The sequence below is a fragment of the Candidatus Phytoplasma palmae genome (assembly GCF_046896035.1).
GTDB classification, from domain to species: Bacteria; Bacillota_I; Bacilli_A; order Acholeplasmatales; family Acholeplasmataceae; genus Phytoplasma; species Phytoplasma palmae.
On record NZ_JBIPDD010000013.1, the window covers coordinates 1 to 6,398 of the forward strand.

Here is a 6,398-nt window from a genome sequence, read left to right on the forward strand (position 1 = left end):
ATCATGATGTTCGTGATGCGTTAAATCACTCATAATTAGGCATCATTTCGCGCCCAAAAGTTTTATATAAATTTCGTATTTCTATCATATAAAAACATTCTTTCTGTGATAAATTATATTTTTAAAATTTTAAAATATGAATAATAATATAGAAAATAGATATTATTTAAAAAATAAAATAAATATAATTATTAAATAATAAAAATAAATATAATTCACACAGATTAGTATACAAAAATATTTGATTAAAAAATAAAAAAAATTATTAATAAAATTAAAAAAAATTTTTATTAATAATTTTTAATAATAGAGTCCAAGGCATACTAGCGCAAACAACTCTACCAGGAAAATGTTGAATTAATTCAAAATATTTTAACTGAGGGCAAATTAAAGATTTTTTAAAACTTTTTTTTTGCAACATATTACAAAAATTATTTATTTGTTGAATAGCATTTTCTATATATACATTTTTTAAAATAACAGACATTAAAGAAGAAGAAGCTATTAAAATAGAACATCCTTCTACTTCATATCTAATATCTATAATTTTTCTTTCATTAAACAAAATTTGAATAACAATTTCATCTCCACAAGATAAATTTTTTTCTTCAGAAAAAAAATAATTTTTCAAATTATTTTTCAATAAACCCCTATTTAAAGGATTTTTATAATGTTTTAAAATTAATGAACGATATAATTCATTTATTTTCATGTTTCTTATTTTATCTTCTTTTTTTAATTTAAATTTTATTTAAAAATAACTAAAGCATTAAATTTATTTTTCTTTGTTATTAAAATATATTTTTCAAATAAAGCATTTTCAGAAACTAAAGAAAAATCAATTTTTTCAACTACATCATCAAAAATTTTAATAGAACGAGATAAAATATTTTTTTTCGCTTGATTCTTAGAATCAGATAATTTCACTTTTACTAAAGCATCAGCTAACGAAATACATTCCTTAACTTCAACAAAAAACAAATATTTTTTCAATAAATCAAATTCTTCTTGCATTATATTCTTTTTCTTGCTAAAAAATAATAATTTATTCACTTTTATACATTCTTCAAATATTTTTTGTCCGTACAAAAAAATGATAACACTTTTTGATAACTCTTTTTGAGCTAATCTTTTTTGAGGATTATTATTTGTTTCTTCTTCTAATTGAGAAATATATTTTAGATCTAATATTGTTAAAGTTTTTAAATAATTGATAACATTTTGATCAGTTACATTTAACAAATATTGATAAATTTCATAAGGATTAGTTAATTTTGAATCTAACCACAAAGTATTTTTTTCACTCTTACCAAATTTAACGCCTTTACTATTTAAAAGGAGAGGTATGCTCATTCCAAAAACTTTATTATTTTTTTCTTCATTCAAATTATTTTTCATTTTACGAATAAATTCTAATCCAAATGTAATATTACCCCATTGATCAGATCCTCCAAATTGAAGTTGAACATTATTCGTTTTATAAAGATAATAAAAATCTAAAGCCTGAAGAATCATATAAGAAAATTCGGCATAAGAAATTCCTGTTTTTAACCTTTTAGAAACTATTTCTTTAGATAACATTTCATTTAAATTTAATTTTTTACCATATTCTCTTAAAAAAGAAATAACGTTAATATTTGAAATCCAATCAAAATTATCTACAAACTTTAAATTTTCATTAGGTAAAACTTTTCTAAATTGTTTTTGAATTTTTAAAGAATTTGAGAGAATAAGGTTCTCAGCAACTAAATTTCTTTCACCTATTTCTTTTGGATCCCCAATAGCAGCTGTAGCTCTGCCTATTAAAATAATAGCTTTATGACCTTTTTTTTGTAACAAATAAATAGTTATAATTTGCACTAAATGTCCTAACGTTAAAGAAACAGCATTTGGATCAAATCCACAATAAAAATTAATACTATCTTTTTCTAACAAAATTTCTAATTCTTTTTCGTCACTACAATCCTTAATTAAATTTCTTAATTTTAATTCTTTAAACAAAGATAAAGGCATTCATTTCTCCTTGGGTATTTTATTTATTTAATTTAATTTATATAAAAAAAAAGAAATAAAAATTATTTTTTTGTTTTAATTTTCATAGCTTTAGAAGATAATTTTCTAACATAGTAAATTTTAGAACGTCTTACAATTCCTTTTCTAATAATTTCTATGTTTTCGTATAAAGGCGAGTGTATAGGAAAAATTCTTTCTACGCCTACTCCGCAATAAACTTTTCTTACTGTAATTGTTTTAGATATATCGCTTCCTTTAATTCTAATTATTAATCCTTCAAATGTTTGAATTCTTTTTTTATTTCCTTCTTCAATTTTAATAAAAACTTTGACAAAATCACCTACTTGAAAATCAGGTAAAATCTTCAAACTATTTTTATTAATTGAATTAATTAATTCTTGTCCTTTAAGATTCATTTTTAATAATTTCCTTGTTTTTATTTTTTTAAAATAACATGTTTTTGATTATTTTAAAAATTCTTCTTTTTTTATTTCTTCCAACAATTTTTTCATAAAATCATCTAATTTTAATGAAGAAATTAAATCAGGCCTTTTTAAAAAAGTATTTCTTAAACTTTCTTTCTGACGCCATTGTAAAATTTTTTTATGATTTCCGGATAAAAGAACTTCAGGAACATTTTGATTTTTATAATTACTTGGCCTAGTATATTGTGGATATTTTAACAAACCATTTTGAAAAGTATCTTTTAAATAAGATTCTTCTCTAATAACGCCAGGAACAACCCTAGTTAAAGAATCAATAAAAACCATAGAAGGTATTTCTCCTCCAGTTAAAACATAGTCTCCTATAGAAATTTCTTCGTCAATATATTTTAAAATTCTTGAATCAATTCCTTCATAATGGCCGCATAATAATATAAAATGAGAAAATTCATCAACAAAATTAAATATTCTCTTTTGATTCAATATCTTACCTTGAGGAGAAAATAATATAATACGGCTTTTTTTATTATTATAAGTTTTTATTTGTTTTAAACATCTATAAAAAGGAGGAAGAGTCATTAACATTCCTACGTCTCCTCCGTAAGGAACATCATCAACTTGATTATTTTTTCTTTTACTATATTGTCTCAAATCATGAATATTGATAATAATTTTTTCATTATAAATAGCTCTTTTTATAATAGAATGATTCAAAAAATTATCAAAAAAATTAGGAAAAATAGTAATAACATCAAATTTCATAACAATAACAAAACCTTTTAAAAAATACAAATAATTAATTTGAATTGAAAAAATTATATAAAATTATCAAAAAATAATTAATTTTTATTTTTTAACTTTTTAGCCTTTTTTAGTAAACTTTTTACAATATGAGTAGGTTGAGCTCCTAATAACAACCATTTATCGGCTTTTTCGCAGTCTATATTGATTTTATTATTAAAAGGTTCATAAGTTCCTAAAATATCTAAAAACTTACCATCTCTCTTATTATGAGAATCCATAACAGTTACTCGATAAAAAGGTCTCTTATGACAACCTAAAAGCTGTAAACGCATTTTTACTGACATTTTTTAATTTCACCATTCTACTTTCTATTTTTGGAATTTTTTTAAAATTAATTTTCAAGTAAATAACAATTATAAACAATTAAATTAAAATAAAAAATTCGAACGCTATAAAATATTTTACTCAGTGTTTATTATAAAAGAAAAAAAAAGAATTGTCAATTGATCTAATATACGTACTAAAAATATAAATTTTTAATAATTATTTATTTTAAAATTTATTAAATTAATGTTGTTCTATCTAAAAAATTATTAAATTTTTTTAACTTAATCATACCAATCTCTTCTTTATAAGGAGGGAAATTATTAAAAAAAGGAGTTTCTAAAATTTTAGGTAAATTTAAAAACTTAGGATGATAAATAATTTTCATTAATGCATGAAAGCCAATATGACCAAATCCTATATTTTCGTGACGATCTTTTTTACTACCACAAATATTCTTTGAATCATTTATATGCAATACAGTAATATATTTTAAATTAACAATCTCATCAAATTTTTTAATTACATTTTCTAAATTATTTTTAATATCATAACCAGAATCAAATAAATGACAAGTATCCAAACAAACAGAAATTCTTTTTTTGTTTTCTACTAAATCAATAATTTTTTTTATTTCCTCGAAACAACAACCTATTTCATTTCCTTTTCCAGACATATTTTCTATTGCTATTTTAATTTTCAAATCCAAAGTATTTTTAAAAATTGAATTAATGCCAGAAGCAATCCAAAAAATAGATTGCTCTCTATTTTTATTGATAGCATTGCCAGGATGCAAAACCATTTGTGGAATTTTTAATTTTTCAAATCTTTTAAGTTCTTGAGTAATAAATGAAATAGCAAATTTTCTTTTTTCATAAGAAGGATTAGCTAAATTAATAATATAAGGAGCATGACCTACCAAATCATTGACATTAAAATTATATTTTTTCATCTCTAATATTGTTTCATTGATCGGAATTTTTTCTATGTCTATTCTTTTAGTATTTTGCGGAGCTCCTGAATAAATCATAAAAGTATTCGCTCCATAAGATAAAGCTGTTTTAAATGAGTCTAAATAAAAAAAAGGATACTTAAAAGGAACATGACTACCAATTTTTAACATTATTTTTTTTCTTCTTTTTTTGAAATTTATTTTTTTATTTTTAAAATTTTTGAATAAACAAATGGAAAATAAATTTTTATAATTATTTTTGTTCTATAGAAAAACCTGTTTTTTTTAAAATAATTTTTTTAAATATAATTTTATTTAATTTCTTAATCTTTTCTAAATTATTTTGTTCTTTATCTTCATAAAAAAGAACAACATTTCCTTCTTTTCCCATTCTTCCAGTCCTACCACTTCTATGCTGAAAAAATTCTAAATTCCTAGTAGGTAAATCATAATGAATAATCCAAGAAATATCTAAATCTAAACCTCTTGCAGTTAAATCACTGGTTAAAACATATTGATATTTCATTTTTTTAATTTCTAAAATATAATTTTTTCTTTTTTTAACTGATAAATCAGAACAAAAATTTAAAATATTAAATTTTTGATTCTTTAAAAATTCATAAATTTTTAATTGTTCTTTCTTTTTAGAAACAAAAATAAAACACAAAAAAGGATTTAATTGTTTTAAAAAATGAATTAAATCATTTAATTTTTTATTGGGTAAACTATTTATAACATAATAATTTATATTTAACTTTTGTTTTTTAAAAACATCTAAAAATAAAGTTTTACCAAAATATTTTTTAATAAAATGTTTTTCTTTTTCTTTAATAGAAGCTGAAAAAAGTAAAATTTTAGGATACCATTTTTGTAATAAAACATCTAATAATTTTAAACATTTGTGTTCAAATAAAGTATCTGCTTCATCTAAAACTAAATAACGAGCTTTATTGATATTAAGTTTATTCATAACTTTAGAATATTCAAATAATTTTTCAATTGTAGTTATAATTATCGGAGGTTGTTTTTTTTCTAAACTTAAAGATATTTTATTCTTATCCATAGAACCATAAAAAATTTTAACTTGAGAATTTCTTTGTTCTATATCCTTTAACATTTGAAAAGTTTGAAAAACTAATTCATTAGTAGGTACTATTATAACTGCTTGTATTTGATTTTTATTCCAATCAATTTTACTCAAAATAGGCAACAAATAAGCATGTGTTTTTCCTGTGCCAGTTTGAGAAATCCCCACTAAATTATAAGGTTTTTCAAAATTTTCAAATAATAATTGTTGAATAGGAGTAATTTTTGTAAATTTTAATTGTTTTAATTTTTGTTGAATATAATTTTTCAATTCATTTTTATTTCTTTCTTTTAAAATTTGAAACATATATAAAAAATATAATAATTTTTAAATTAATAATATTCAAATAGTTATCTCAATAAATTATTTTTTATCTAAAATGTTATAATTTTAATTGTTATCATTTTATTTATTCTATTAAGATTTTATCGAATAATTACAAAAAAATCTTTCAACTATTATTTTAACCTATAAACATATTTTTATCATATCAAAAAAATATTTTTTTTAAAAAAGGAGAAGTAATGAAAAATTTAAATAAAAAAAATAAAAACCAAAAAGAAAATAAAAATAACAAAAAAAATAATCTTTTTTTAAATATAAAAAATTTTTTTTATATACTACTTATTTGTTGTTTCGTTATAAGTATTTTTAGTCCTATTTTATTTTTTATTTATACTTTTAAAAAATAATAAAACGAGTTTTTAAAACTCGTTTTTTTTATTCTTTTATTCTATATTCATTAACTATTGAGATAGAATTAGACCGTTTCTCTATTACTACTAGATATTAATCTAAACCCCTCACACCACCGAACAAGCAAGTTTCCAAGCAT

The 6,398-nt window shown here is 20.4% G+C and carries 7 protein-coding genes; all 7 read right to left on the reverse strand.

Going from position 1 to position 6,398, the window contains the following annotated elements; genetic code table 11:
* Window positions 1–274 precede the first annotated feature (274 nt).
* Complete coding sequence (gene sufU, locus ACHMP6_RS01555; protein WP_412097779.1) at window positions 275–712, reverse strand: Fe-S cluster assembly sulfur transfer protein SufU; 438 nt, start codon at window positions 710–712, stop codon at window positions 275–277.
* A 35-nt stretch (window positions 713–747) separates the two neighbouring features.
* Complete coding sequence (tyrS, locus tag ACHMP6_RS01560; RefSeq protein WP_412097780.1) at window positions 748–2,013, reverse strand: tyrosine--tRNA ligase; 1,266 nt, start codon at window positions 2,011–2,013, stop codon at window positions 748–750.
* A gap of 62 nt (window positions 2,014–2,075) precedes the next feature.
* On the reverse strand, window positions 2,076–2,429 hold the full coding sequence (rplS, locus tag ACHMP6_RS01565; protein WP_412097781.1) for a 50S ribosomal protein L19: 354 nt from the start codon (window positions 2,427–2,429) through the stop codon (window positions 2,076–2,078).
* 48 nt (window positions 2,430–2,477) lie between these two features.
* Window positions 2,478–3,218: a tRNA (guanosine(37)-N1)-methyltransferase TrmD gene (trmD, locus tag ACHMP6_RS01570; RefSeq protein ID WP_412097782.1), complete on the reverse strand. Its 741-nt coding sequence runs from the start codon at window positions 3,216–3,218 to the stop codon at window positions 2,478–2,480.
* A gap of 77 nt (window positions 3,219–3,295) precedes the next feature.
* Complete coding sequence (gene rpsP, locus ACHMP6_RS01575; protein ID WP_412097783.1) at window positions 3,296–3,544, reverse strand: 30S ribosomal protein S16; 249 nt, start codon at window positions 3,542–3,544, stop codon at window positions 3,296–3,298.
* A 218-nt stretch (window positions 3,545–3,762) separates the two neighbouring features.
* Window positions 3,763–4,647, reverse strand: a complete 885-nt coding sequence (locus ACHMP6_RS01580; protein ID WP_412097784.1) for a deoxyribonuclease IV — start codon at window positions 4,645–4,647, stop codon at window positions 3,763–3,765.
* An 82-nt stretch (window positions 4,648–4,729) separates the two neighbouring features.
* Entirely contained in the window at window positions 4,730–5,833 is a 1,104-nt protein-coding gene (locus ACHMP6_RS01585; protein WP_412097785.1) for a DEAD/DEAH box helicase, read from the reverse strand.
* Between the last annotated feature and the right edge of the window lie 565 nt (window positions 5,834–6,398).